Genomic DNA, 23543 nt, shown 5'->3' on the forward strand with positions numbered 1-23543 from the left:
TATAAATTAATTTTAAAAAGTATGTTATTTTAAAATTAATAAAAAAATTACATAAATACTTGGCAATGGAATACAAGTACAATCTAGCGAAATTGCAAGATGATAAAGAAGACATAGAACAACTGATTACACGGCAAAGCCAGCGTGTAGGCCCGGTCTTCCCTCAAAATCTGGAACAAGAATTCTGGACCAAAAATCTGGAACGCGCCCGCAAACATGTCGAAAAATATGTGTGGGCTGGGGTATTGGCCTATTTCCTTTTTTTAGTGGTAATGATTCCTACAGATTACTGGAGCATCAGCAAAGAATATTTCGTGCATGATTTTGTCCTGTGTATGTTGGGCTTGCTCAACGGCGGCGTGTCATTAATCATTTTTTATATGTTCTCCTGTTTACCCAAGATCAAGCGCTTTTTTCCGCAGGCTTCGATGCTGTTGGTGTTCTGGATACAGGTGTCAATTTCATGCATTACCATGTCGATTAAAACTGATGCCTTGCAGCATCAATCCATGGCGATAGTCACGATCGTATATATCCTGGGTTATGTTCTGACCGGTATTAAGCCGATTCAGATGCTGGTCACCGGATTACTCGCTGCGGCAACTACTATTCTTGTATTGTTTAGCCTTTCAGTTGAATTTAATCCTATGGTTTTTGGCCGGATTTTAATTGGAAGTTGCTTGCTGGGTTATGTGATTAGCCATATGATTTTTGCCCGTGAACGTGTGATATTTCTCTATAGCATTCGCGCCAGAATCAGTGAGCAGATCCAGCGTATCCATACCAACGAATTATTACATTTGAGTCAGTACGATGAGCTGACCAAGATTTCCAATCGACGGACTTTTGATGAGACGCTGCAAGTCCATTTCGAACGTGCACATCGTGAAGAAACGGCATTGGCAATTCTGTTTATCGATGTAGATTTCTTTAAAAATTACAACGATTTTTATGGGCATCAGAAAGGTGATGATGTCATTTCGACTATTGCCAAAACCATCAAAAATGCGATCCGTCATATGGACTTTGTCGCGCGTTATGGCGGGGAAGAGTTTGTGGTGCTCTTGCCAGAAACGGATGCACATGGTGCTTATGCAGTGGCTTCAAATATTTTTAAGGCGATTGATCGTCTGGAAATTCCACATGAAAAATCCTTGGTTGCGAAACATATCACCATCAGTTTAGGCATTACCGTCTATCGTGGTGAAGATGATATTGATAAAGACGCCTTATTGGGAATCGCGGATCAGGCGCTATATCGTGCCAAACAGCTTGGACGCAACCAGATTTATTATCAGTCCATTCGTTCAGTCAATTCAGATATCGCAAATGGTTAGAGATTATTACAATCAATAAACGAACCCTCAATAAAAAACCGCTCATCAGGAGCGGTTTTTTATGAAACTAAAAAGGACTAAAACTTAGTTTTTGTCTTTTAGTTGTGGCACTGCAGATGCTGAACCAACTGCCAATAAACCAGTCTCTGTATAGATGCCCAGTTTCGCACGAGTATCCGTGATATCCAGGTTACGCATGGTCAACTGACCAATACGATCCATCGGCGAGAACATAGAATCACCTTTCTCCATAGTCAAACGCTCAGCTTCATAAGTGAGGTTCGGAGATTCAGTATTCATAATGGTGTAGTCATTACCACGACGCAATTCGATCGTTACAGTACCGGTAACTGCTTTAGCAACCCAACGCTGTGCAGTTTCACGCAGCATAAGCGCTTGAGAATCGAACCAGCGACCTTGGTAAAGCAAACGACCTAAACGTAGACCGTTAATACGGTATTGTTCAATTGTATCTTCGTTATGAATACCCGTTACCAGACGCTCATAAGCGATGTGAAGCAGCGCCATACCCGGAGCTTCATAGATACCGCGAGATTTCGCTTCGATGATACGGTTTTCGATTTGATCCGACATACCTAGACCGTGACGGCCACCGATGCGGTTCGCTTCAAGAATAAATTCAACTGGATCTTCAATGCGTTGACCGTTGATAGCAACCGGGAAGCCTTCTTCAAAAGTAATCGATACTTCTTCAGCTTTTACTTCTACGTCATCTTTCCAGAACGCAACGCCCATGATTGGCTCAACGATTTTGATGCCTGCATTCAGGTATTCAAGATCTTTAGCTTCGTGCGTCGCACCCAGCATGTTTGAGTCAGTTGAATAAGCTTTTTCTTTTGACATTTTATAGTCAAAACCATTGTCGATCAGGAACTGTGACATTTCTGCACGTCCGCCCAGCTCGTCAATGAAAGTTTGGTCTAACCAAGGCTTGTAGATTTTAAGTGCAGGATTGGTCAATAAACCATAACGGTAGAAACGTTCAATGTCGTTGCCTTTATAAGTCGAACCGTCACCCCAGATGTTAACGTCATCTTCTTTCATGGCAGTTACCAGCATGGTGCCAGTTACTGCACGACCCAATGGTGTCGTGTTGAAATAAGGCATACCACCTGTAGAAATATGGAACGCGCCACATTGAATTGCAGCAATACCTTCTAATGCAAGCTGTAAACGGCAGTCGATTAAACGTGCTTTTACTGCGCCATAAGCTTCAGCTTTTTTTGGAATCGCATCGTAATCGTCTTCGTCTGGCTGACCCAAGTTAGCTGTGTAAGCATAAGGTTCAGCGCCTTTTTGTTTCATCCACAAAAGAGCAGCAGAAGTATCTAGACCACCAGAGAAGGCAATACCAACTTTTTTACCTACTGGGACATTCTGCAAGATAGTTGCATTATCAGACATTGTTCATCCTAATGATATGAAATAGGCACGCCAGAATTGGTGGCCTGAAAAAATACATATTGCATCAATTGTATCATTAATTTATTTAGGTTTGCTTTAGAAAAGAAAAACTCGTTTTAAAATCTCTATTCAATAGGCTTAAATAATCATAAATCGCACGATTTTCACCAGAATCCTGCTGAAAACGGAAGAAATTGGTTATATTCAGCCGAATAAAGTTAAAAATCAGATAAAACAGGAATAAAAGCATGGCGACTCGCATTCCACCTTTACCTAATTTAAATCCTAAAGCTAAGAATGAAACGCTGGCACTGTTACATGGGATTTATGCCGGCCTGATTGGTTTTAGTACAGTGCTGTTTTTATATCTTGAATATCAGCAATCCAGTATTTCCATGCTGAGTTTAGGTGTGGTGCTGCTGCTTTTAGGCTTGCTGATGTTTTTTAATATACAGGCCAGTATCAAGGTGAAGCAGGGCAATGGTTCAGGACGGACTTTATCCAGAGTGATGGCAATCCTCATGCTGTTCAGTTTTCCGATTGGGACAGTATTGGGTGCGATTGCATTATGGAAATCCAGTGCAAGGCAATGGCAGCAATAATTTAATTGCGAAGGTTCGATATAAATATGCCACCAATTGGTATTTGTGCCTGAGAATGCAGACCTGATAGTCATAAAAAGCCCCTAAAAATCAGTTAAAGTACCTTTATAAGATTTAAGCTATTAGCCAAATAAAAATCAGGGATATGTTATGACTACGACGCGCTATGCCAATATTTTAAAACCACTTCATCTGGGTTTCACCACCATTAAAAACCGGGTGGTGATGGGGTCGATGCATACTGGTCTGGAAGACCGCTTCTATAATTATCCTAAACTGGCAGCGTATTTTGGCGAACGTGCAAAGGGTGGCGTAGGTCTGCTGATTACGGGTGGAATATCGCCAAACCGTCAGGGCTGGTTGTTGCCGGCAGGCGGTACCATGAATACCTTGGGCGATATTGCACCACATCGTCTGGTGACACATGCAGTGCATAAGCATGGTGCTAAAATTCTTTTACAGATTCTGCATGCCGGACGTTATGGCTATCAGCCTTTTGTGGTTTCGGCCAGCCCGATCAAATCACCAATTTCTCCTTTTAAACCGCGTGAAATGTCAGATAAACAGATCCTGAATACCATTCAGGATTATGTGAAAACTGCCATCATTGCCAAAAAGGCTGGCTATGATGGCGTGGAAATCATGGGTTCTGAAGGCTATTTGCTGAATCAGTTTTTAAGTCGTCATGTCAATCAGCGTATTGACCGTTGGGGCGGCCCGATTGAAAACCGGATGCGTTTTGCCGTAGAAATTGTTAAAGCGATTCGCGCTGAAATTGGTGAGAAATTTATTATCTGTTTCCGTTTGTCACTTCTCGATTTGGTACATGATGGCAATACCATGCAGGAAGTGATTACCGTAGCTAAAGCTTTGGAAAAGGCAGGAATTACTTTGCTCAATACCGGGATTGGCTGGCATGAAGCACGTATTCCAACTATTGTGACTTCCGTGCCTCGAGCTGCTTTTGTCGATTACACTTCTGAAGTTAAGAAACATGTTTCGGTGCCGGTGATTGCCTCTAACCGGATCAATATGCCAGACACTGCCGAGGCGATTCTGGCCTCTGGTCAGGCAGATATGGTACAGATGGCACGTCCACTTTTGGCCGATGCTTTCTGGGTCAACAAAACCGCAACCAATCGTGTTGATGAAATCAATACCTGTATCGCCTGTAATCAGGCTTGCTTGGATCATACCTTTAAAAACCAGCGCGCAACCTGTCTGGTCAATCCGCGTGCCGCTTATGAGACCGAACTGGTCTATGTCAAAACCAAAAAACCGAAAAGTATTGCAGTGATTGGTGGTGGTGTTGCAGGTCTGTCAGCGGCTACTGTCGCAGCCAGTCGCGGGCATGATGTGACGCTGTTTGAGGCCAGTCATGAAGTAGGCGGACAGTTCAACCTGGCTAAAGTCATTCCGGGGAAAGAGGAATTTCACGAAACGATTCGTTATTTTAAAGTGCAGCTAGAAAAAACTGGAGTTGATCTGCGTCTCAATACCCGAGTCAACCGCGAGCAGTTGGAGCGTGAGGGTTTTGATGAGGTGATTGTGGCTACAGGGGTTGTGCCGCGTGCCTTGAATATCGAAGGCAGTCAGGCACCACAAGTATTATCTTATGCAGAAGTGCTACGTGGCGCACCTGTCGGTGATCGTGTTGCGGTCATTGGCGCAGGCGGGATCGGTTTTGATGTGTCCGAGTTTTTATTAAAGCCACCGCATCAAATACAGCCGCAACCTGTGGATGAGTGGAAGCGTGAATGGGGTGTAGATTCTCATCCAGATTATGTGACTGAAGGCGGGTTACAGCGTGCTGAAGTAGAACCTCCAGTACGGGAAATTTATCTATTACAACGTAAAAAGACACCGCTTGGCGCAGGACTAGGCAAGACTTCAGGCTGGGTACATCGTGCCCAGTTAAAAAAACATGCCGTGCGGATGTTGCGCGGTGTGCAATATAAATCTGTCACGGATGAAGGCTTATGGATTGAGGTAGATGGCCATGCTCAATTATTGCGTGTGGATACCATTGTGGTATGTGCAGGTCAGGAATCGGTAAAAGACCTGATGCCGAGTGCTGGGGAAAATACCTTGGCGCAGTATCATATTATTGGCGGTGCAAAACTGGCTGCTGAACTCGATGCCAAGCGCGCCATTCGTGAGGGAGCGGAATTAGCAGCAAAACTGTAAGGATTTGATGAAACTATATGCAGTTGATTGCATTCACTGTAATTTTCACTTGTCAGCCGGACAAAAGCTCCGTATTATTGCGCCCATGGAAGCGTGGCAGAGCGGTTTAATGCACCGGTCTTGAAAACCGACGAGGGTGTGAGTCCTCCGTGAGTTCGAATCTCACCGCTTCCGCCAAATTTTAAAAACCCCAGTCGAAAGATTGGGGTTTTTTTATTTCTATGATTTTAATAAAACGATTTAAAATAAGCTGATAGCGAACAAAGTCAAAATTTTAAAATTCCATAATTAATAAATATTCTTTAATTGCCTACTTCAATTTTGATTAATGCCAACGCAATTCTTTCCACATGTTGGTAAGCCGGTTGTTCCAGTTCTTCACCAAAAATATCCGGGTCAATTTCTTCATAGGACCAGATTATATTTTGATGCTGTTTCATCAAATCTTTAAGATGCTGCAAAAACAGATTGCCATGTTCAGTCACGGTCACACCGGTATATAGAAATAAATGTCCGCCAGAATTCAGGCGCTGTAGACCTTCTTTTATAATCCTGAATGATAAATCACAGCCATCCAGCGCATTACCGCCATGACGATATTGACGTTGTTCGGGATCAATTAAATACGGTGGATTAGCAAAAATCAGATCAAATTTTCCATCAAGATTGGAAAATAAATTACTTTGAACCGGATGAATATGGTTTAAGCCGGCAAAACTGATATTAATCTGGCTATAGAGCAAGGCTTTGGGATTCAGGTCTGCAACCATCATTTCATTCACAGCTGGAAAATGTCTGGCAATGCTGATCGCGGCTGCTGAAGTGCCACAACACATTTCCACGACCCGTTTAAAAGGGCGAGGCTGAGCAGCTAGATATTGCTTGAGATGATAGATAAAGCGATACGTATCCGGACCGAAAAATACCGCATCTTGCTGAGTGGTTGGAAAAGCTGAATGAATAAAGAGTTCGCCATCGAGTGAAGAAACCCGAACCTGACTCAAGTATTGATCTTCCTGAACCTGTAGAAGCTGATGTTCTTGCAATAATGTAAAAAGGGCAGAATCAAGATCAGTTTTTTTAAAGTTTAGATTCCAGCCAAAGATATCCTGATGGGTTCTGTGCTTATAAATTTCATTCTTTTTTCGATTCAGAATTCGCTGGTGGGAAAGCGGTGTAATGGTCGTAAACTGATAATCTTGTTGTTTTAAAAAGGCTAATAAATAAAGCAAAGCTTGTTGCTGGATGCTTTGCATCTCTAAAATTTGGTTCATACGGATATGCTCTTCTATTTATTTAACCTACATGAAAAGATTAATTCACTTTATGCCTGCAAAAGACAATATCAAACCAGTCGTGAATGATCAAAGCTATACAGCACTGGATTCCATGGAAAGGGATCAGTTTATATTCACCTAAATAATGCATTGCTTAGGTAAAAATGTGATGAGAATTGGTTGGATTTGTATAGGTCGTAGGCATAATTTTATTGGTTAAGCAGCCTTATTATGATTTTGCGAACTATTATTTCTTATTCATGATTATACGTATAAAAAATGGCTATTAATCACTGGGATCAATAGCCATTAGAGCTGAGAGCTTTAAAAGCTTAGTTGGGTACTTCCGGCAAATCAAACCAGATCACTTGCGCATCTTCGCTTGCTTTAATTTCTGTATCATCTAGAAAAGCAATTGCGCCGCCAGCTTCAACTGTATGTTCAGCGATCTGGACAGTGCCAGAAACAACATGTACATAATTAATATGCTGGGTCGCTTTCACTTCCAGACTTTGGCCTTGCTGAATCACCGCAGTTTTGACTTCGGCATTCTGACGAATATGCATCGGTGCATTTTCATTCGGACCACAAATCAAATGCCACTGGTTCGGTTGCTCATGCGGGTCAAGACGGATTTGCTGATAGTTCGGCTTGGCATCACGTTCATTTGGAATAATCCAGATTTGCAGTAAATGGACCTGTTCGTCGCCTTGGTTCATTTCACTGTGCCGCACACCTGTTCCTGCACTCATCAGTTGCCATTCACCCGCAGCGATTCCGCCATGATTGCCCATGCTGTCCTGATGGGTAATGGTTCCTTTCAGCACACAGGTCAGGATTTCCATATTGTCATGTGGATGCGTTCCAAAACCCTGATGTCCATCAATCAGGTCATCATTAATGACACGTAAAGCGCTGACACCCATATACTTTGGGTTATACCAGTTGCCAAATGAGAAACTGTGTTTAGACTCCAGCCAGCCCATTTTTACATGACCACGATTTTCGCTAGGATGTAGAAAAGCATTCATGATTTTATCTCGACATTATTTTTAACTTGAGATCATCATACTGTCGTTTTATAACTGAAAAAATCTCAAATAGGCGACAGATCATTGCATTTTTGCAACGAAAGAGCTGAAAGTAAACATAAGGAATAAAAAAGCCCGCTCAAAAGCAGGCTATTTTTATTCAAATCGGCAGACCGATCATCATTCTAAGAAACGAACCGTTACGCCAGATTTGACTTTACGGCCAAGATCATTGGCATCCCAGTTAGTCAAACGAATACAACCATGTGATGCTGTTTTCGAAATGCTAGACGGGTTTGGTGTTCCGTGAATACCAAATGATTTCTTGCTTAAACCAATCCAGATATTCCCGACAGGACCGTTAGGACCCGGTGGTAAAGATAGTGGTTTTAAATTTTTACCTTGTACAAAGTTAGAAGGTGAGTAGCTGTACCAAGGGTTTGGTGCAACACCTGTTACTTTATAGGTTCCGGTTGGAGATGGTGTATCCGCACTACCAATGGTGGCAGGGAATGACGCGATCATTTGATTTTTACTATTAAATAAGTACAGTTGTTTCGCGCCTTTATGTGCAACAATCAAGTGAATACCTTCAGGCAAGTCATTACGTACATTACTGACCAGTAATTTTTCACCAACTTTATTAAAGTTGGCATTTGGATTGAGTTTCTTTAAAAAATTCTCATCCATATGGAATTTTTCACTCAACATTTCACTGACACGCGTGTAGTACAAGCCTTTCATTTTTGCCTGTAACGCATAATCTGAAGGAATAGACTTGGCAAATGGGCCTGCCAGATCTTTTTCAGTAATGGTGTATTCAACAAAGGTTGGCTTAGAACCCTGACGTGCAACTAGTTTATCCCAGGTTTCCTGAGTCAAAACACCTGTCGGTTTAATGCCATTCATTTGCTGGAAAGATGCAATCGCTTTTAGTGTGTTTTTACCGCTGGTTCCGTCAATCGCACCCGGTGATGCATGAGCATTATTCAGCATGACATGCGCACGTGCGTAAACTGGGAATTGACCTGCACCGATATTTTCATACCATTGGGCATTGTTTAAACCGTCTAAAGTCCACGAAGCTTTGGTCGCTGCAGAGTTAGTCGGTGCTTTGGTATTTGGTGCTGCGCCAATAGAAGCAGTCTGCTCTTCGGTATCCTGTAGCTTATTCAGCGCTTCAGATGCCTGTTTTAAGTCTTGTTGTTCTTGTGCGGTAATTTGCGCTTCTGCAGGTGCTGCTTGGGCCGCTGAAGCTTCAGTTGCTAATGGATCAATCGGATCTTGCACTGCAACATCAGTCACCACTTGGGGTTTTAATGGTTGTTCAGCAGTAGACGCGGCAAAAACTTGACCTGCGAAAATGCAACCTAGACTCACAGCGAGCATTGTGCGAACGAACATGTAACTCAACCTTAAGAATTATTTCTTTAACTATGTGAAAAAACACTATAAGTATTACAGAAAAAATGTGGAGATGCAGTAGTTGTTTTGTGTAAATCACTAGGTTGCCGTTCAATCCGATCGGTTTTTAAAGTTGCCAGAAGTTATTAAAACTGCGGCCTTTTTGCTATGATGTTGGCAATGTCAAAGAAAGATGGGAATGTGAATGACGACCTTAAAAAATGATCGTTTTCTGCGCGCATTGTTGCGTGAGCCTGTAGATGCTACGCCAGTATGGATGATGCGTCAGGCTGGCCGTTATTTGCCTGAGTACCGCGAAACGCGTGCCAAGGCAGGAGATTTCCTTTCGCTTTGCAAGAATACTGAACTGGCCTGTGAAGTGACTTTGCAGCCTTTGCGCCGTTATGATCTTGATGCCGCGATTTTATTCTCAGATATCTTGACGGTTCCGGATGCTTTGGGACTGGGGCTGTATTTTGAAGCTGGTGAAGGCCCGAAATTTCACAAGACCATCCGTACCGAACAGGATGTAGCCAATCTGCCTGCATTTAATGCCAAGTCGGATCTGGATTATGTGATGAATGCCGTTTCGACCATTCGTTCAGCCCTGAGCGGTCAGGTTCCTCTGATTGGTTTCTCGGGCAGTCCATGGACTCTGGCAACGTATATGGTCGAAGGTGGTTCAAGCAAGGATTTCCGTTTTACCAAACAGATGATGTATGCGCAGCCTGAAGTTTTGCATGCTTTACTGGATCGTCTGGCTGATGCAGTGACTGAATATTTGAATGCGCAGATCGATGCGGGTGCACAAGCGGTACAGATCTTTGATAGTTGGGGTGGGGCATTAGCACATCGTGAATATATCGAGTTCTCGCTGAACTATATGCAGAAGATTGTCGCTGGTTTGCAACGTGAGAAAGACGGCCGCAAGATTCCGGTAATTCTGTTTACCAAAGGTGGCGGTCAATGGTTGGAACCGATGATTACGACAGGCGCAGATGCATTTGGTCTGGACTGGACCACGCCATTGAATGTCGCTCGTCAAACGGTTGCTGGTCGTGCAGCACTTCAGGGTAACCTGGATCCTGCAACTTTATATGGTTCATCAGACACCATCATTAAAGCGACAAAAGCCATGCTGGATGATGCCTATGCCAATGGCGAGAAAACCGGTTATATTGCCAATTTAGGTCATGGTATTACCCAGTGGGTTGATCCGGCGAATCCAAAAGCATTTATTGATACCGTACATGAGTATAGTGCCAAATATCTTTAGGATGTAAACCTTGATCGATCTATTCAAATCAGGGTTTGAATTTACTTATAAGGCAGCTTCGGCTGCCTTATTTGGGATTTTACTCCTGCTCGCTTTTGCGCTGACTGCTTCTATGGGCAGCGATCTCTTCATTGGTTTTTACCGGTATGACTATCTGCTTTTTTTTGCTTTGCTGATTCAGGTGATATTGCTCTATACCAAACTGGAATCCTGGGCTGAAGCCAAAGTGATTGCGTTATTTCATCTCATGGCCATGGTGATGGAAATCTTCCTGACCCATCCGGCAATTGCTTCCTGGCATTACCCTCAACCCGCAATATTTAAAATCCTGACCGTGCCTTTATTTGCCGGTTTTATGTATTCTGCGGTCGGCAGTTTTTTTGCGCGCTCTTTACGTCTATATCAGGTTTCATTTGAAAAATTGCCGCGTTTTAGCCATATGCTGACATTGGCTGTCTTGTCTTATATCAACTTTATGAGCAAGTTTTTTATTCCCGATTATCGGGTGATTTTATTTGTCTGGAGCGTGATCATGTTCTGGAAAACCAGAATTCGCTTTCAGCTGAATCGGCATACTTTTCAGTTGCCGATGTTACCCGTACTGCTGATTCTGGCGTTTATTATCTGGATTGCCGAGAATATCAGTACCTTTTACCAGATCTGGCTCTATCCAAGCCAGATTGAGCAATGGCATATGGTGGGATGGGGCAAACTGGGCTCCTGGTATTTGTTGTTACTGCTGAGTCTGGTGTTGGTGCTGAAAATTTTGGGACAGCGTAATTCACAAGGCGATTGGGCGCTCAAGGAACAGTAAAATCAATCAGGTTATGTTTATGTAAAGCATACATTTTTTCAATTGCGCCAAACTTGACTTGTCGCTACTCTGCTGAGTATGTAATTTAAATTACATTATTAGAGTAATAACAAAGATTGCATGAGAATAATTGGAGAATAACTATGTTGAAAAAAATTATGCTGGCGGCGGTATTGGCGACTGGTTCAAGCATGGCGATGGCTGACCGAGATGTCGGTTGTGGTATCGGAAGCCAGGTATGGGCGGGTCAGTCTGGTATTATTCCTAAACTCTTTGCAGGTACGACCAACGTTCTGTTCACGAATCAGTGGCTCGGGATCACTTTTGGTACTTTAGGTTGTAGCCAGGGCGGTACCGTAACCGCTCAAGTGGTGACCTTTACCAATGAAAACGCTGAAGCATTGGCGCGTGATATGGCAGTTGGAGAGGGTGAAAGCCTGAATGTTCTGGCTGAACTTTTGAATATTAAATCTGAAGATAAAGCTCGTTTCTTTAGCGTTTCCAAGCAGAATTTCTCTGAAATTTATTCCGAAGAAAACCAGAATACATTACAAGTTTTAAGCACCTTACAAACTGTGATGGCCAAAGATGAAGTATTGAAATCCTACATCTGATCCGCACCCTAAAAACCCTGCTGTTCTGGCAGGGTTTTCTTATGACTAAAAGAAATTGATGAGAATAAGTTAACTGAATGAAATATGCGTTCTTCATGTTGGGCCTGACATTCAGCCCTTTAAGTTTTTCTAGCGAAATTAATCCAGACATCCAGCATTATATCGCTCAGGCCGAAACTCAGCGTCTGGATCAGAGCACTACCTGGCAACGTCTCATGTATGCCAATCCCCAAGGTCATAGCGAGGTTAACTATTCGGGCTATTTCCTGGCAGAGCAGGGAAAAACTGATCTAAAAAAAGAAATGCAGCATAACATTCAGGCTTTATTCCTGAGCGCAGAGCCGAATCAGTCCGTCCGCTGTAAGTTTCCTGCACGCAGCAGCTGGTTAATGCAGCAATTGAATATTTCCGAGCAACAATTGCCTGCGGTCAGTTGCCCGGATTTGGATAAATGGATTGGCGAGGTCAAGCCTTATGAGGCAACCCTGATCTATGCCACGGATTTTATGGGTAATCCCAGCTCGATGTTTGGTCATACCTTGTTGCGTCTGGACCCTAAAGACCAGCAACAACTCAATCTGATTTCTTATGCGGTCAACTATGCTGCGACGGTCGATGGCAATGACAACTGGTCCTTTGCCTGGAAAGGGCTGACTGGACAATATCCGGGTGAATATTCACTGATGCCGTATTACCGCAAGGTCAAAGAGTATGGTGACTTTGAAAGCCGGGATTTGTGGGAATATGAATTAAACTTAAGTCCGCAAGAAACCAGGTTTTTGGTACAGCATCTCTGGGAAATGCAAAATGTAAGTTTCCCTTATTATTTTATCAGTGATAATTGCGCTTATCGCCTACTGGGACTGTTTGATCTGGTACGTCCCGAGCTAAATCTACAGAAACAGTTTAATTCGACTGCGATTCCGATTGAAACACTAAAAGTAGTAGAACAGCAGGGCTTGATCAAACAGAAAGTTTACCGTCCGGCGCTTGAAACTCAATTGCTGGCACAGTCCAGACAGCATGGCAAAGCGCTGGCAAAAACTGCGCATCAGCTGGCTTATGCAGAAACAGGTGCAATGCCTTCAATCTTGCAGCCCTATCCGGCAGAAGATCAGGCCAAAATTCTGGAAATGGCCTATGATCATTTATATCTGGACTTTCTCCGACAAACAGTCGATAAATCATTTTCCCAGCCACGTTTTCGCAAGTTATTAGGCTTAAGAAGTCAGCTGAATATCGAGAAGCAGCGTAAAGCGCCTGAACGTCCAAAAATAGACCCGGTACAAAGCCATCATGCACGGAATATCAGTCTTCAGGCCGGACAGGTTCAGGGTGAATCCTTTGTCCAGCTAGGGCATCGGCAGGCTTATCATGATCTCATCGACCCGCAAGGCGGTTTTCGAACCGGCACACAATTGCTGTTTCTGGATGGGGCTTTGCAATATCGTGACAGTGAGCTCAAGCTGGAACATCTGGATCTATTTACTGTCAATTCCTATAACCCGGTCAATCCGTTTAATACGCCATTATCTTGGGGTTTTAATTTGGGCTGGAAACAGGAGGCACTGGATGCGCATGGCCAGTTTAGTGACGATGAACAGCATGGCGTCGCCAGCTTAAAAACTCAGGGTGGTTATAGCTGGGCAAATGCCAGCCGTGAACATCTATGTTATGCACAAATGCAAACTCAGCTACAGGCAGGCAAGGCACTGGATCAGGGCTGGCGCGTAGGTGCAGGCCCTACTGTGGGGTGCCAGAATATCTGGAGCGATCAGATCAACAGTCTGGTGCAGGTGGAACTGCCTTATTGGGAAGATTCGCATCGCTGGCAGCTGAAACTGAATACTGAAATCCAATATGCATTCAATCCACAACATGCACTTCGGCTGTCTTGGGAATATCAGCAACAGCAGTCCAAAGACTGGGATCAATGGAGTCTTGGTTTGATTCGGTATTTTTAAGATTTATTTAAAACTATTGATAAAGTGCTGTGTATCCATGAGGCTACTGTTTAGTTTTCCCTTGTATAAAAAGATTGGCTTGATTTGGTACAAATAATCTGGTCGATATTTTAGGAAAAATACCTGATATTTGTTATATTTATCACATAATGTGAGTACAAATTGCAAGGTTTTGGGGAACAGACAGTATGAATAATGAATGCATGGCAAGACTGGCCGAGCAATGGGAACAGATCTGTCAAAATTATTCATCTGATGACTTATTGCATGCCTTTCATTTTATTCAAGATCATTCCCTGATTCTGGTGGAAGAATTCTATAAAAACATGCTCATTGAAAAGGAATCTGCAGAATTCTTTTCCGATGACTTGATTCAACAGCGCTTGCGCGACACTTTAAATGCCTGGCTACTTGAAAGCTTTGGTGTAGGGATTAATAAACGCTATGCCGATGCCGTGCAGAAACAGGCGATGGTGGGGCATGTGCATGCGCGTGTCGGAATTCCATCCTGGCTGATCATGCGCGGTGTACGTGAAATTGAGCGTAAAATGTTTGAACTGCTGGATGAGAATCCTCATCACAGTATGTTGACTACCTGCAGTTATATTGTCCAGATCATGGGGTTTGCCACAGAAGTCATGTGCCGATCTTATGAAGCCAAAACAGCCATGAATCAGGAAATTAAACACAGTTATCGTGTTTTTTCAGCGATGCAGGATGTGGCCGTACAAAAAGATAAACAGCGCAGTTCATTGCTAGACTGGGAAAATGAGCTCATGTTCAAGGTCTTTTCTGAGCATGAAAAATTGAATCATCCGATGTTGTCCAAGTCGGAGTTTGGTTTATGGTTTATTCATAAAGCCTCTTATGCTTTTACCGGCTCTGACCAGGTCGATTTAATCATTGAACGAATTTATCAAGTCGATGAACTTAATCAAGATATTATGGACTGTACGGACAAAAACAATATGCTGGGACTGATCCAACGAATCCGTGACTTGAACCGTGAGATTCAGTTGTTAGTAGATCAGTTATTTCAGGTGGCCGAATATATTGAATCAGGTAATGATTCATTGACCCAGTTATTGAATCGTCGTTATTTGAATACCATTATTTCACGTGAAATCACTTTTTCCCGTAAGAATCATACGCCTTTGTCTTTACTTGCCATTGATGCTGATTATTTCAAAAGTATTAATGACAAATTTGGACATGCAGCAGGTGATCTGGCCTTGAAATTTCTGGCCGAAGCATTGCAAAAATACAGTCAGGGCAGTGATTATGCTTTCCGGGTCGGCGGTGAAGAGTTTTTGCTATTACTGGTGGATACTGATGAGAAACGTGCCCTGAATATTGCCGAAAGTATTCGTAAATATATTGAAAATGGCATGATTAATTCGGCACAAGGCCAGCAGTTTAAATTTACGGTCAGTATTGGTTGTGTGCTTTATGATGGACATCCGGATTATCAGCGCTTCCTGAATGCGGCAGATTCTGCCTTGTATATGGCGAAGAACAACGGGCGTAACAGAGTTTATATGGCTCATCAGTCCTTGAACCCTGTCGCACAGCCACTCTCAGTTTAAATGAAAGGTTTTTAGCCAGTTGCAGACTGCTGCTCTATAAATTCCTGAAATTTCTGTTTTTGCTGGAGATATTCGGGATGATTTTTAGCTTCATCCCATTTCTGTTTAAAGATTTTGGCAGCAGCGGCTTTAACCGGATCTTCATGATTACGTGGCAGCTCGGAACGGCCATGCGCACCACTCAAGCCTTTTTTATCCTCCGGAACCGGGCCATCGTATTTTTTGCCACCTTTATGATTGGCATAACGTCGGGCACGGGTGAAACCCATCTGTAAAAACTTGCGTGCCATGTCCGCACCGATAAAATCTTCTTGCTTTAAATAGTCCAAGAAAAGCTGATAGATTTTCTCGCTACTCGCTTGGGCTTTTGCTTCATCTGCAAAGCGCCAGTGTGGCAGGATTTCCGATTTATAAGGCTCAACCAGTAATACACCTTGTTCACCACGGCCAATCCGGTAGAGCTGGGGTCGTTTACGAAAATTAATCTTTGCAAAGTCCAGAAAATAATCAAAACTATTCGAAACTACACGTGACGGACGTTTTGGTGGGGTTACTTTGGCAGATGACTTCATATTCGGCCTTTTCTGAAATTTAAAATGACTCAATATTTCAGCTAATACAAATTATAAAAACGAAAGGACAAGATACAGAAAAGCCCCTGTCATTTAGAGCTAGGGGCTTTCATTTTACTTCGATTTTTTTGAACTGGTCTTCGAGGTTTTAGCCTTGGTTGACTTGCTCTTAGAGGAGCTACTCGACTGCTTTTTAGCAGGCGCCGATTTTTTTGAAGAAGACTTTTTCACTTTAGTGTCGTCTTTACTCTTGTTGCTGCTTTTCGCTTTAGCCGGTTTTTTCGCGGAAGAGGTCTTTTGGTCTTTCGCTTTATCACTGGCTTTTGAGCTCGAATTTTTCTTCGCCTTCACTTTTTCATCTTTGCTGGCATGGTCTTTCTTAGAAGATGCCGCTTTAGATTTACTGCTCGCCGCTTTTTTAGTGACTTTGCGATCACTGTCTTTGTCACTACTCTTATTCGACTTTTTCAGTTTCTCATCTTGGGTCTTTTTAGCAGTTTTTGCTGATTTTTTGCTGTCTTTCGCCTGGTTATTTTTACTATTCGCCATGGTTACTTTCCTTATCATTAAAAATCAATCAGAAAGATATAAAGCGCTTTGCTGTATATCAACTTCAAATTACTTTAATGGGAGAGCGGCAGGATTAAAACTTTATCGTGTATCCAAGTGTAGGCTTGTTGCAAACACAAGCAGGAATTGTTTGAGTTCTAGACTGAAACATAGCAAGTTTTGGGACAGGTCTTTAAACCCTGTTACCAGGTGTTATTTATAGCAAGTGAGCTTTTGAATTAAGTATTGATATCCTCTTCCTTTAAAAGCAAAAAACCCCGAATGATCGAGGCTTTGAGTAACTTATTTTTAAGCTTTAATAATTAATAGCTTTCTGGAACCGCACTTAAAAATTCACGACGTGTTTCTTTGTCGGTTTTAAAATCACCAATAAATGATACCGTACGTGTGGTTGATTCCTGCTTGCCTACACCGCGCATCATCATGCACATGTGCGCAGAATCAATCATTACTGCAACACCGCGTGCTTTGGTGACTTCAGCCACTGCTTCTGCAATTTGCTGAGTCAGATTTTCCTGAATCTGCAAACGGCGTGCAAACATTTCAGTAATACGGGCAAATTTAGACAGGCCTAAAACATGACCTTCTGGCAAATAGGCGATATGTACGCGGCCATAAAATGGCAATAAGTGATGCTCACATAGCGAATAAAATTCGATGTTTTTAACCAGTACCATTTCACGGTTATCGGAAGGGAAGACCGCCTTGTTGGTCACTTCTTCAAGTGTCTGGCTATAACCCGAGGTTAAATATGAAAATGCTTTCGCAGCGCGCACAGGCGTATCTTTGAGACCAGGGCGATTTAGATCTTCGCCAACGGCAGTAAGAATGTTTGCGTAGGATTGCTGCATAGTCATATGACGTATTCACTTAAACTGAGAATGAACAAGGACGGCATTGTAGCAGAAAACTTTTACAATGCCTTGTTTTGAGGCTAAAACCGTTTACTGTTTGAACTTTGGATTCTTTTCTGCACGTTTGAGCAGAACCAATACCGCACCGGTACCACCTTGCTTTTCAGGTGCACTGACAAAAGCCAAAACATCGCGATGCTGACGCAGCCAGCCGTTGACATAGGTTTTTAAAATCGCTTCCGGACCTTTGCCATGTATGATTTTAATCACGTTCTGGTTTTCATCTTTGGCGATCTGGATAATCTGCAGCACGGCTTGACGCGCTTCTTCCACGGTACAGCCATGCAGATCCACAGCTTCAAACCAGCGCAAGTTACCGGCTTTCAAGTCTTCAAACACTTTATGCTGCAAGGTGGCGATGCGATAGCTCAAGTTGGCCTGACTGCCGACAGGATTGAGCATGGCCTGAGTATCTGATAAAGCCATTGCCTCTGTTTCCAGCGGGCCAGTAGCCGCTGCACGCTTTGCCAAGATTTGTGCATCCGGCTTTTTCTTGCGTGGTTTGTCCAGTTGAACCGTATTTCCCGATTCAATTTTTTGTACGCCCTGCATTTGCTTGCGGAATAATTCCAGTTCTTCTAACGCTTCTTGCTCGACAGTCTTTTCAACAGGTGCAGCAACGACCGCAGGTGTTTGCGGCTGTGTAATTTGCTTCTTAAAAGATTTCAGCAGGTTGTACTGATCTTTAGATAATGAAGAATCGTGTTTACTCATAATGTAAAAACAAGGGAGATGCGGAATTTACAAGAATTATAGTCTGAAAATAGACAAAGGAGAACTGAATTGCGTTCATGACATTGCTGAGGATTTTAAATACGCTCGAGAATCTATGATCTACTTTTCAATATTGAAAATAAAAAAGCCCAATCCTGAGATTGGGCTTTTTTAATGCTTAGGTGAGCATTTACATTTTAAACCGCTTCAGGCTCACCAAACAGATCGCGGAAAGCATGATCCGGACGTGGTTGTTTCATGAAGCTTTCGCCGACCAGAAAGGCGTGAATATCATTTTTCTGCATCATCGCAACATCCGCAGGTGTGGCAATACCACTTTCAGTCACCAGCAGGCGTGAAGGGTCCAGTAATTTTTTCAAACGTAATGATGTGTTTAAATCCACATCAAAGGTTTTTAAATTACGGTTATTTACACCGAGCAGACAACGATCAGAAAGTTTTAAAGCACGGGATAGTTCTTCTTCATCGTGAACTTCAACCAGTACATCCAGATGATGTTCAAATGCAGTTTTAGACATTTCTTCTAACTGCTGGTCAGACAGGCAAGCCACAATTAGCAAGATACAGTCTGCATGCAGGGCACGTGCTTCGATAACTCCATAAGGATCGATCAGAAAGTCTTTGCGCAGTGCAGGCAGGTCGCAATGTGAACGGGCAATCTGAATGTTGTCATCGTGACCCTGGAAAAAGTCTACATCGGTCAGCACCGATAAACAGGCTGCACCTGCCTCCTGATACTGTGCTGCAATTTCCGCAGGGTTAAAGTTCTCGCGAATAATGCCCTTGGATGGCGAAGCTTTCTTAATTTCAGCAATGACACCCGGACGTTTCGACACTAAAGACTGGGCAAAACCACGCACAGGTGATGCACCTTGTGCCAGTTCTTCCAGATCTTTATAGCTTTTCTGCTTTAAACGTAGGGCAAATTCTTCTTTTTTACGGTCAACAATTTTGCCTAAAATTGTATTTGCGATATCCACCATGATCAAAATCCCTGACCGAATTAAGCTTCGTAATGTTTAATAGTTTTGGTAAATTCAGACAGTACACTCATTTTCTCAAGTGCCTGACCGCCATAGATAATGTCATGTGCCAGCGCAACACCTTGCTTATAGCTGCTGGTCAAACCGGAGACATAAATACCTGCGCCGGCATTCAGCGCGATCATATTGGCGGCTTTATCGCCGATGTCTGATTTTTTCTTGCCCAGTGCATCTTTGATTAAAGCCAGACTTTGCGCAGAATCTTCCACAATCAGTCCGGTCAGAGTTTGCGATTCAATATCGACCGATTCAGGAATAATTTCCCATTCGGTGACTTCGCCATTTTTCAGTTCAGCAACATGAGTTGAAGAGGCTATACTGATTTCATCCAGACCATCACGTGAATGTACTACCATCACATGTTCAGCACCGAGCTGTTTCATAACTTCCGCAATCGGACGGCAGAGTTCATTGGAAAATACGCCAATGACCAGACGTTGTACGCCAGCCGGATTGGTTAAAGGACCGAGTAGGTTGAAAATACTGCGAATCCCCAATTCTTTACGTGGGCCGATTGCATATTTCATGGCTTGATGATGATTCGGTGCAAACAGGAAGCCGACACCGACATCACGGATACAGCGTTCAGTCTGCTGCATATTCAGGTCCAGGTTAATCCCGGCCTGTTCCAGTAAATCCGACGAACCTGATTTGGTCGAAACGCCGCGGTTACCATGTTTGGCAATGGTTGCGCCCGCTGCTGCAATTACAAATGCAGAAGCAGTAGAAACATTAAACAGGTTCTGGCCATCACCACCTGTACCCACGATGTCCACTAAATATGGAATATCACTGACATCAATTTTGGTAGCCAGTTCACGCATAACACGTGCAGCTGCAGTAATCTCATCAATGCTTTCGCCTTTTAGGCGTAAGCCCATCAGCAGGGCACCAATCTGGGCATCGGTCGCTTCACCTGACATGATGGCACGCATCACGTCTTGCATTTGATCCTGAGTCAGGTGAATGTTTTTAGTAATATTGCTTAAAGCTTGTTGAATATTCATAAGATGTTCTTAGGCATAAATTTCGAGAAAGTTTTTAAAGATTTGATGACCATGCTGGCTCAGAATCGATTCAGGATGGAACTGCACGCCTTCGACCGGCAATGTCTTATGTTTCACACCCATAATTTCTTCCATAGAGCCATCCGCTTCATTGGTCCAGCAGGTGACTTCCAGACATTCGGGCAAGGTAGCTTGATCAATCACCAGTGAATGATAGCGCGTTGCAGGAAATGGAGAAGGAAGATTGCTGAAAATCCCGGTATCACTGTGGTACATATCAGACAGACGGCCATGCATGACACGTTTGGCACGCACGATATCACCGCCAAATGCCTGCCCCATACTTTGATGACCAAGACAAACGCCCAGTAAAGGAATTTTGCCAGCAAAATGCTGAATGGCAGGAATAGAAATTCCTGCCTCACTTGGCGAGCACGGGCCGGGGCCAATCACTAAATACTTAGGTTGCCATCGCTCTATATCTTCCAATGTCACGGCATCATTACGGACTACTTTTACTTCTTGATTCAGTTCGCCAAAATATTGGACGATGTTATAAGTAAAGGAGTCATAGTTGTCGACCATTAAAAGCATGAGCTTAACCTATTGAAATTAATGCACTTAAATGTGCTAATGTTGTCCAGATCGTACTTTATTTATACGTGTTGCAAGCACTTGCCTGACACAACTAAATCATTGATTTCATTGTGTGAAAATAAAGCACGCTTCATCATAGCAAAAAATAGCCCCATTCGGCGCAACAATTTCGCTCAATTTATTGGCTTTAAAAACCTGTAGAAAATTAAATAAAATTTTATAATGATTTAAAGTAATAGGCTTACTCATAGAAAGATTTAAAAGGCTATTTTTTAGAGTAAAACTTAAAAATGAAAAAATTAAGGTCAAAGAGAGGTAAAATGCTTGATGAAAAAAACATCACTTGAATAATTAAGCTTTATATAAACTTTTCTATTGAAAGTAGATTTAAAGAAAATGCCTCATAATAGGCATACAATCCCAAATGAATCGCAAAATTTTCTTTACTGATATCTACTAAAAAAAGCTCAATTTTTATCCAAAAACAAGTAAAAATATAACAAAAGTAAGAAAAAGCAGCATATTTGCTATAAAAAGCTATGTTTCTTATACATTTTTATAGATACATGCACTATTTAGGTGCGCTAAAAAATAAAGCTGAAATAAAATAAATGAAGAATGCTTGAATATAGTGCATTTAGTTTTGCAGCTAGTATAATAGCCGCAAAGTATTTTTGTCACTTCATGATTTCTTATAAAGATTTCAAGATTTTATCTATACTTTTAAAAGTTGGTACGGTAATTGCTTAATAACTATCAACTGCTAACACGCACTTCACGGGTGCAACAAAAACATCGGAGCAAAATGAGCATGGCGAACAAGGTCCTTCAACTCATACAAGAAAGTGGCGCAAAATGGGTCGATTTTCGCTTTACTGATACCAAGGGTAAAGAGCAACACGTCACTTACCCAGCAGACAGTATTGATGAAGATACATTTGAAGACGGCAAAATGTTTGACGGTTCTTCAATTGCAGGTTGGAAAGGCATCGAAGCATCGGACATGATTTTACGTCCGGATGCGGCAACAGGTTTTATCGACCCGTTCTTTGCAGAGCCAACAGTTGTTGTAACTTGTGACGTCATCGAGCCATCAACTGGTCAAGGTTATGATCGTGACCCACGTTCGATTGCGCGCCGTGCAGAAGAATATTTGAAATCTACCGGTATCGGTGATACTGCATTCTTTGGTCCAGAACCAGAATTCTTCGTATTTGACGAAGTAAAATGGGAAATCGACATGTCTGGCGCGCGCCATACATTGATCGCTGAAGAAGCTGCTTGGTCAACTAACAAAGACTACGAAGGCGGTAACTCTGGTCACCGTCCACGCGTAAAAGGCGGTTACTTCCCAGTTCCTCCTGTAGATTCTTCACATGACATGCGTGCAGACATGTGTGCGCGTATCGAAGACATCATGGGTCCAGGTCGTGTAGAAGTACATCACCACGAAGTTGCTTCTTGCCAGTTAGAAATTGGTGTGAGCTTCAACACTATGGTGCGTAAAGCAGACGAAGTTCAACAGTTCAAATATGCGGTTTGGAACGTTGCGCATCAATATGCAAAAACAGCAACCTTTATGCCTAAACCAATGGTTGGCGATAACGGTTCTGGTATGCACGTGCATATGTCGATCTCTAAAGACGGCAAAAACCTGTTTGCTGGTGATGAATATGCAGGCCTTTCAGAAATGGCGTTGTACTTCATCGGTGGTGTAATTAAACATGCCCGTTCTTTGAATGCGATCACTAACCCTTCTACAAACTCGTATAAGCGTTTGGTTCCACATTTCGAAGCACCGATTATGCTTGCTTACTCAGCGCGTAACCGTTCTGCATCTATCCGTATTCCTTACGTGTCTAGCCCGAAAGGCAAGCGTATTGAAGCGCGTTTTCCAGATCCAATGATGAACCCGTACCTAGGTTTCGCGGCATTGTTGATGGCTGGTCTTGACGGTATTCAAAACAAGATCCACCCAGGTGAAGCTGCTGACAAGAACTTGTACGATCTTCCACCGGAAGAAGAAGCAAAAATCCCTACAGTGGCGCATAGCCTGGATATGGCGCTTGAAGCACTTCAAGCGGATCATGATTACCTGTTAAAAGGTGGCGTGTTCACGAAAGAAATGCTTGATGCTTATATCGAGCTTAAAACTGAAGAAGTTCGTCGTCTAAACACGACTACTCACCCAGTTGAATTTGATATGTACTACAGCTTGTAATTCATCACGAATTAAAGCGAAGAAAACCCGCGCATGTCGCGGGTTTTTTTGTATCATCTATTTATAATTTTAAATGATTGATGGGCTTAAATGGCACAACGTAAAAAGCACACCAGCTTTTATCCATGGATTGATCCAAAAGATCATAACAAAGGTTTTAAGTTGAACTTCTCTGAAGTGACTTATCTTGAAGTGGGGCGGACTCCCGAGGGTTATAAGCAGGCTCAATTTGTGGCGCTGAAAAATCCTGAAATAGCGCTGGATTATGCTTATCCAGAATCATTTTATTTGAGTGCTGAAGGTTTTATTTTAATTAAAACCCCACAAGGCAAATATGAAATCATTGCAAAAACAGATAACTGTTAAC

General features: G+C 42.7%; 21 protein-coding genes and 1 tRNA gene. 11 read left to right on the forward strand and 11 right to left on the reverse strand.

Going from position 1 to position 23543, the window contains the following annotated elements:
• The first annotated feature begins 65 nt into the window (after positions 1-65).
• Positions 66-1337, forward strand: a complete 1272-nt coding sequence (locus F893_RS07245) for a GGDEF domain-containing protein (protein ID WP_004279559.1) — start codon at positions 66-68, stop codon at positions 1335-1337.
• Between the two features lie 84 nt (positions 1338-1421).
• Here the strand turns inward: F893_RS07245 and argG are convergent, their stop codons facing one another.
• Positions 1422-2762, reverse strand: coding sequence for an argininosuccinate synthase (gene argG, locus F893_RS07250; protein ID WP_004279561.1), 1341 nt, complete (start codon positions 2760-2762; stop codon positions 1422-1424).
• Positions 2763-3010: 248 nt separating this feature from the next.
• On the opposite strand from argG, the gene F893_RS07255 reads away from it, so the two are divergent.
• The 3 genes from F893_RS07255 to F893_RS07265 all read left to right on the forward strand — a co-directional run bounded on the left by F893_RS07255 (position 3011) and on the right by F893_RS07265 (position 5728).
• A complete protein-coding gene (locus tag F893_RS07255) occupies positions 3011-3364 on the forward strand; it encodes a hypothetical protein (protein WP_004279563.1) in 354 nt (117 codons plus the stop codon).
• A gap of 150 nt (positions 3365-3514) precedes the next feature.
• On the forward strand, positions 3515-5551 hold the full coding sequence (locus F893_RS07260; RefSeq protein ID WP_004279566.1) for an FAD-dependent oxidoreductase: 2037 nt from the start codon (positions 3515-3517) through the stop codon (positions 5549-5551).
• An 87-nt stretch (positions 5552-5638) separates the two neighbouring features.
• Positions 5639-5728, forward strand: a tRNA-Ser gene (locus F893_RS07265).
• Positions 5729-5853: 125 nt separating this feature from the next.
• Here the strand turns inward: F893_RS07265 and F893_RS07270 are convergent.
• The 3 genes from F893_RS07270 to F893_RS07280 all read right to left on the reverse strand — a co-directional run bounded on the left by F893_RS07270 (position 5854) and on the right by F893_RS07280 (position 9263).
• The gene (locus tag F893_RS07270; RefSeq protein ID WP_004730189.1) at positions 5854-6825 is read right to left on the reverse strand and encodes a methyltransferase; all 972 of its coding nucleotides are present in this window, start codon (positions 6823-6825) and stop codon (positions 5854-5856) included.
• Between the two features lie 335 nt (positions 6826-7160).
• Positions 7161-7859 carry a pirin family protein gene (locus F893_RS07275; RefSeq protein ID WP_004279570.1) on the reverse strand — a complete coding sequence of 233 codons (699 nt, stop codon included), beginning with the start codon at positions 7857-7859 and terminating at the stop codon, positions 7161-7163.
• 180 nt (positions 7860-8039) lie between these two features.
• Positions 8040-9263 carry a L,D-transpeptidase family protein gene (locus F893_RS07280; protein WP_004730187.1) on the reverse strand — a complete coding sequence of 408 codons (1224 nt, stop codon included), beginning with the start codon at positions 9261-9263 and terminating at the stop codon, positions 8040-8042.
• 205 nt (positions 9264-9468) lie between these two features.
• On the opposite strand from F893_RS07280, the gene hemE reads away from it, so the two are divergent.
• The 5 genes from hemE to F893_RS07305 all read left to right on the forward strand — a co-directional run bounded on the left by hemE (position 9469) and on the right by F893_RS07305 (position 15517).
• Positions 9469-10539, forward strand: a complete 1071-nt coding sequence (gene hemE, locus F893_RS07285; protein ID WP_004279573.1) for a uroporphyrinogen decarboxylase — start codon at positions 9469-9471, stop codon at positions 10537-10539.
• 10 nt (positions 10540-10549) lie between these two features.
• Positions 10550-11353, forward strand: a complete 804-nt coding sequence (locus F893_RS07290; protein ID WP_004279575.1) for a DUF817 family protein — start codon at positions 10550-10552, stop codon at positions 11351-11353.
• A 143-nt stretch (positions 11354-11496) separates the two neighbouring features.
• Positions 11497-11967, forward strand: coding sequence for a DUF3015 family protein (locus F893_RS07295; protein WP_004279577.1), 471 nt, complete (start codon positions 11497-11499; stop codon positions 11965-11967).
• Between the two features lie 77 nt (positions 11968-12044).
• The gene (locus F893_RS07300) at positions 12045-13931 is read left to right on the forward strand and encodes an Lnb N-terminal periplasmic domain-containing protein (RefSeq protein WP_004279579.1); all 1887 of its coding nucleotides are present in this window, start codon (positions 12045-12047) and stop codon (positions 13929-13931) included.
• Between the two features lie 188 nt (positions 13932-14119).
• Positions 14120-15517 carry a diguanylate cyclase gene (locus F893_RS07305; protein WP_004279580.1) on the forward strand — a complete coding sequence of 466 codons (1398 nt, stop codon included), beginning with the start codon at positions 14120-14122 and terminating at the stop codon, positions 15515-15517.
• A gap of 11 nt (positions 15518-15528) precedes the next feature.
• Here the strand turns inward: F893_RS07305 and F893_RS07310 are convergent, their stop codons facing one another.
• The 7 genes from F893_RS07310 to F893_RS07340 all read right to left on the reverse strand — a co-directional run bounded on the left by F893_RS07310 (position 15529) and on the right by F893_RS07340 (position 20952).
• Positions 15529-16089, reverse strand: a complete 561-nt coding sequence (locus tag F893_RS07310) for a DUF4385 domain-containing protein (RefSeq protein ID WP_004279582.1) — start codon at positions 16087-16089, stop codon at positions 15529-15531.
• A gap of 114 nt (positions 16090-16203) precedes the next feature.
• Positions 16204-16638, reverse strand: a complete 435-nt coding sequence (locus tag F893_RS07315) for a hypothetical protein (protein ID WP_005251306.1) — start codon at positions 16636-16638, stop codon at positions 16204-16206.
• Positions 16639-16961: 323 nt separating this feature from the next.
• On the reverse strand, positions 16962-17510 hold the full coding sequence (folE, locus tag F893_RS07320; RefSeq protein ID WP_004730181.1) for a GTP cyclohydrolase I FolE: 549 nt from the start codon (positions 17508-17510) through the stop codon (positions 16962-16964).
• Between the two features lie 93 nt (positions 17511-17603).
• Entirely contained in the window at positions 17604-18287 is a 684-nt protein-coding gene (locus tag F893_RS07325; protein ID WP_004279587.1) for a Smr/MutS family protein, read from the reverse strand.
• Positions 18288-18484: 197 nt separating this feature from the next.
• The gene (gene trpC / locus F893_RS07330) at positions 18485-19291 is read right to left on the reverse strand and encodes an indole-3-glycerol phosphate synthase TrpC (RefSeq protein ID WP_004279588.1); all 807 of its coding nucleotides are present in this window, start codon (positions 19289-19291) and stop codon (positions 18485-18487) included.
• Positions 19292-19311: 20 nt separating this feature from the next.
• On the reverse strand, positions 19312-20358 hold the full coding sequence (trpD, locus tag F893_RS07335; RefSeq protein ID WP_004279589.1) for an anthranilate phosphoribosyltransferase: 1047 nt from the start codon (positions 20356-20358) through the stop codon (positions 19312-19314).
• Between the two features lie 9 nt (positions 20359-20367).
• Complete coding sequence (locus F893_RS07340) at positions 20368-20952, reverse strand: anthranilate synthase component II (protein ID WP_004279590.1); 585 nt, start codon at positions 20950-20952, stop codon at positions 20368-20370.
• An 808-nt stretch (positions 20953-21760) separates the two neighbouring features.
• Here F893_RS07340 and glnA point away from each other — a divergent pair.
• A complete protein-coding gene (gene glnA, locus F893_RS07345) occupies positions 21761-23176 on the forward strand; it encodes a type I glutamate--ammonia ligase (RefSeq protein ID WP_004279641.1) in 1416 nt (471 codons plus the stop codon).
• A 90-nt stretch (positions 23177-23266) separates the two neighbouring features.
• The gene (locus tag F893_RS07350) at positions 23267-23542 is read left to right on the forward strand and encodes a hypothetical protein (RefSeq protein ID WP_004279642.1); all 276 of its coding nucleotides are present in this window, start codon (positions 23267-23269) and stop codon (positions 23540-23542) included.
• Position 23543: the final 1 nt, after the last annotated feature.

Source organism: Acinetobacter sp. CIP 102136 (assembly GCF_000369685.1).
GTDB lineage: Bacteria > Pseudomonadota > Gammaproteobacteria > Pseudomonadales > Moraxellaceae > Acinetobacter > Acinetobacter fasciculus.

Excerpts from the sequence above, each read along its gene's own strand:
- F893_RS07305 (WP_004279580.1), top strand. The coding sequence starts at position 14,120 with ATGAATAATGAATGCATGGCAAGACTGGCCGAGCAATGGGAACAGATC.
- F893_RS07315 (WP_005251306.1), bottom strand. The coding sequence starts at position 16,638 with ATGGCGAATAGTAAAAATAACCAGGCGAAAGACAGCAAAAAATCAGCA.
- F893_RS07350 (WP_004279642.1), top strand. The coding sequence starts at position 23,267 with ATGGCACAACGTAAAAAGCACACCAGCTTTTATCCATGGATTGATCCA.
- F893_RS07310 (WP_004279582.1), bottom strand. The coding sequence starts at position 16,089 with ATGAAGTCATCTGCCAAAGTAACCCCACCAAAACGTCCGTCACGTGTA.
- folE (WP_004730181.1), bottom strand. The coding sequence starts at position 17,510 with ATGCAGCAATCCTACGCAAACATTCTTACTGCCGTTGGCGAAGATCTA.
- F893_RS07270 (WP_004730189.1), bottom strand. The coding sequence starts at position 6,825 with ATGAACCAAATTTTAGAGATGCAAAGCATCCAGCAACAAGCTTTGCTT.
- F893_RS07295 (WP_004279577.1), top strand. The coding sequence starts at position 11,497 with ATGTTGAAAAAAATTATGCTGGCGGCGGTATTGGCGACTGGTTCAAGC.
- glnA (WP_004279641.1), top strand. The coding sequence starts at position 21,761 with ATGAGCATGGCGAACAAGGTCCTTCAACTCATACAAGAAAGTGGCGCA.
- hemE (WP_004279573.1), top strand. The coding sequence starts at position 9,469 with ATGACGACCTTAAAAAATGATCGTTTTCTGCGCGCATTGTTGCGTGAG.
- argG (WP_004279561.1), bottom strand. The coding sequence starts at position 2,762 with ATGTCTGATAATGCAACTATCTTGCAGAATGTCCCAGTAGGTAAAAAA.
- F893_RS07275 (WP_004279570.1), bottom strand. The coding sequence starts at position 7,859 with ATGAATGCTTTTCTACATCCTAGCGAAAATCGTGGTCATGTAAAAATG.
- trpC (WP_004279588.1), bottom strand. The coding sequence starts at position 19,291 with ATGGTGGATATCGCAAATACAATTTTAGGCAAAATTGTTGACCGTAAA.
- F893_RS07340 (WP_004279590.1), bottom strand. The coding sequence starts at position 20,952 with ATGCTTTTAATGGTCGACAACTATGACTCCTTTACTTATAACATCGTC.
- F893_RS07260 (WP_004279566.1), top strand. The coding sequence starts at position 3,515 with ATGACTACGACGCGCTATGCCAATATTTTAAAACCACTTCATCTGGGT.
- F893_RS07300 (WP_004279579.1), top strand. The coding sequence starts at position 12,045 with ATGAAATATGCGTTCTTCATGTTGGGCCTGACATTCAGCCCTTTAAGT.
- F893_RS07280 (WP_004730187.1), bottom strand. The coding sequence starts at position 9,263 with ATGTTCGTTCGCACAATGCTCGCTGTGAGTCTAGGTTGCATTTTCGCA.
- F893_RS07325 (WP_004279587.1), bottom strand. The coding sequence starts at position 18,287 with ATGAGTAAACACGATTCTTCATTATCTAAAGATCAGTACAACCTGCTG.
- trpD (WP_004279589.1), bottom strand. The coding sequence starts at position 20,358 with ATGAATATTCAACAAGCTTTAAGCAATATTACTAAAAACATTCACCTG.
- F893_RS07255 (WP_004279563.1), top strand. The coding sequence starts at position 3,011 with ATGGCGACTCGCATTCCACCTTTACCTAATTTAAATCCTAAAGCTAAG.
- F893_RS07245 (WP_004279559.1), top strand. The coding sequence starts at position 66 with ATGGAATACAAGTACAATCTAGCGAAATTGCAAGATGATAAAGAAGAC.